General features: G+C 53.8%; 1 protein-coding gene. It reads left to right on the top strand.

Annotation, left to right across the window (positions count from 1 at the left end):
- On the top strand, window positions 1-368 hold a 368-nt coding region (locus tag R0J87_RS18865; RefSeq protein ID WP_498888131.1), incomplete at both ends, for a hypothetical protein.

The following is a 368-nucleotide window of genomic DNA, read 5'->3' as shown; positions in this document are numbered from 1 at the left end:
CTTTGACTATGACGCGGCAGGTCGCCTGACCTCTCTGGGAAACAACATCAAATCGGTTACCTACAACCTACGTGGCCAGCCGGTGAAAACAGTCTACAAAGACGGCCAGGCTGAAACGCGAGCTTATAACAATCAACGTGGATGGCTGAGCAAGATTGAGGTCAAAAATGGCGCGGGTTCTCGTCGCAGTTACACGTTCTACTATCGCAACCATGATGGCCGAGTGAACCGTATCCATACAAACGAAGGTCGCGGGCGGCAGCTGTTTCGCTACGATTACGCGGGGCGGCTGGTGAAGGCGATTGCCAATCATTCAACCGCGGACAGTCAGACGTTCACTTATGATGCCGGAGGCCGAATGCGGTCTA

It is taken from the genome of Halomonas sp. SIMBA_159 (assembly GCF_046536035.1).
Classification (GTDB): Bacteria; Pseudomonadota; Gammaproteobacteria; order Pseudomonadales; family Halomonadaceae; genus Vreelandella; species Vreelandella venusta_A.
Note: the sequence above shows the minus strand (reverse complement) of the source record. Positions and strands in the feature narration are given on the sequence as shown.